Genomic DNA, 1,998 nt, shown 5'->3' with positions numbered 1-1,998 from the left:
TCTTGGTGTCCGACAGTTCGGTGGTGACCGCGACATCCGGATCGTCGACGAGCTTCTGCAACTCGCTCACCGTCTTGCGCGGAATGATGATGCCCGGCATGCCTTCGGAACCCGCTGGCGCATCGATCTCGGCGCGCGCCAGGCGGTGGCCGTCGGTCGCTACCGAGCGCAGCTTCAACTTGCCGCCGACCTCATGCGTGTGCAGATAGATGCCGTTCAGGTAATAACGCGTCTCCTCGGTGGAGATGGCGAATTGGGTCTTCTCGATCAGGCCTTTCAGGGCAACCGAGTCGAGACGGAAGATATGCGAGAACGATCCGGCCGAGAGCTCCGGGAAGTCGGATTGCGGCAGGCACTGAAGGCGGAAGCTCGAGCGGCCAGACGTCACCGTCATGGCGTTGCCGTCCTCGTCCGTCTTCAGCATCACCTCGGCGCCATCGGCAAGCTTGCGCACGATGTCGTAGAGCAGATGTGCCGGGACTGTCGTCGCCCCGCCGCGCTCCACCTTGGCGGGTGTCGCTTCGGTCACCTCGAGGTCGAGATCGGTCGCCTTCATTTCAAGGCTGGCGCCTTCGGCGCTGAGCAGCACGTTGGACAGGATCGGTATGGTGTTTCGCCGCTCGACCACGCGATGGACGTGGTTGAGCGACTTCAGGAGATTGGACCGTTCCAGGATAACACGCATGACGAAACAGGCTCGCTTGAATGAATGACGGGTCACCAGTGAGCGGCGTCCCGCGAAAGGTCTGAACAGGCTCAGAATCTGCGTAAACTGACAGGAAAAAACCAGCAAACGCAAGCCCGCGCCACCGGTTCAGGCCGGCTACGCGGGCTTTCTGGGGATAACGCGCCCGAAGTCCGCGAGCCAGTGTCGTAAAACCGAAATCCAGATCGCTTCCAGGCGGCGCCACGGGCCCGATCCAGGCCCAGCGCCGCACTGGCAAGCCATTGAATTCCGGTATTGTTCCGGCTCGGCCATCCCCGGAGGATCAGGCCTGGTCGTTGATCAACCGCCTCAGAAGCTCAAGTTCCTGCGCCAGCGTGTTGTCGTTGCCGGAAAGGTCCTCGATCTTGCGCACGGCATGCAGCACCGTGGTGTGATCGCGGCCGCCGAAACGCCGTCCGATCTCGGGTAGCGAGCGCGGCGTCATCACCTTCGACAGGTACATGGCGACCTGCCGCGGCTTGACGATGGTGCGCGTGCGCCGGTTGGACAGCAATTCGGTCTTCGACACATTGTAGTGACGCGCCACGATGCGCTGGATGTCCTCGATACGGACACGCTTCGGCTCGCCGGTGCGATAGATGTGGCCGAGGATTTCGTCGATCCGGTCGATGGTGATCTGCGGCTCGAAGGATTGACGGAACAAAAGCTGATTGAAGGCGCCTTCCAGCTCGCGTCCGCTGCCGGTCACGGTGCGGGCGACGTGATTGAGGATCTCCTCCGAAATGTCGAGCGATGCGTCGTCGCTCCTGGCCGTGGCAAGGCGCAATTTGAGCATGCCGAGGCGCATGGCGAAATCGGGCGCCGACATTTCAAGCGCGACACCGCCATTGAGGCGCGAACGGACCCGCGGTTCGAGCGATTCCAGTTCCGATGGCGGCCGGTCGGCGGCGACGACGACCTGCTTGGCGCTGTCGAGCAGCATGTTGATGAGGTGGCAGAATTCATGCTGGATCGACTTGCCCTGCAGAAACTGCATGTCGTCGATGATGAGCAGGTCGATGTCGCGCAGCTGTTCCTTGAGCGTCAGCGCGTTGTTGTCGCGGATCGCGGTGGCAAAGCGCCACATGAAATACTCGGCCGTGAGATAGACGACGCGCGACTTGGGGTTTTGCTTCAGCGATTCCGCAGCGATGGCCTGCAGCAAATGTGTCTTGCCGAGCCCGACGGTTGCGTGAAGGAAAAGCGGATTGAAGCGCACTGCGCTCGATTGCGATTCCGCTACCGCCTTGGCGGCGGCGAAGGCCACCCGGTTCGACGGTCCCTCGATGAAG

At 62.0% G+C, this 1,998-nt stretch carries 2 protein-coding genes; both read right to left on the bottom strand.

All coding sequences use genetic code 11. The annotated features are described in order from the left end of the window. Window positions 1-685: DNA polymerase III subunit beta (gene dnaN, locus EN750_RS31780; RefSeq protein ID WP_127399064.1), on the bottom strand; the 685-nt coding region annotated here is incomplete at its 3' end. 304 nt (window positions 686-989) lie between these two features. Then, on the bottom strand, window positions 990-1,998 hold a 1,009-nt coding region (dnaA, locus tag EN750_RS31775), incomplete at its 5' end, for a chromosomal replication initiator protein DnaA (protein WP_127399063.1).

Source organism: Mesorhizobium sp. M7A.F.Ca.ET.027.03.2.1, assembly GCF_003999175.1.
In the GTDB taxonomy this organism is placed as follows: Bacteria; Pseudomonadota; Alphaproteobacteria; order Rhizobiales; family Rhizobiaceae; genus Mesorhizobium.
This window is presented reverse-complemented; position numbering and strand designations above follow the sequence as displayed.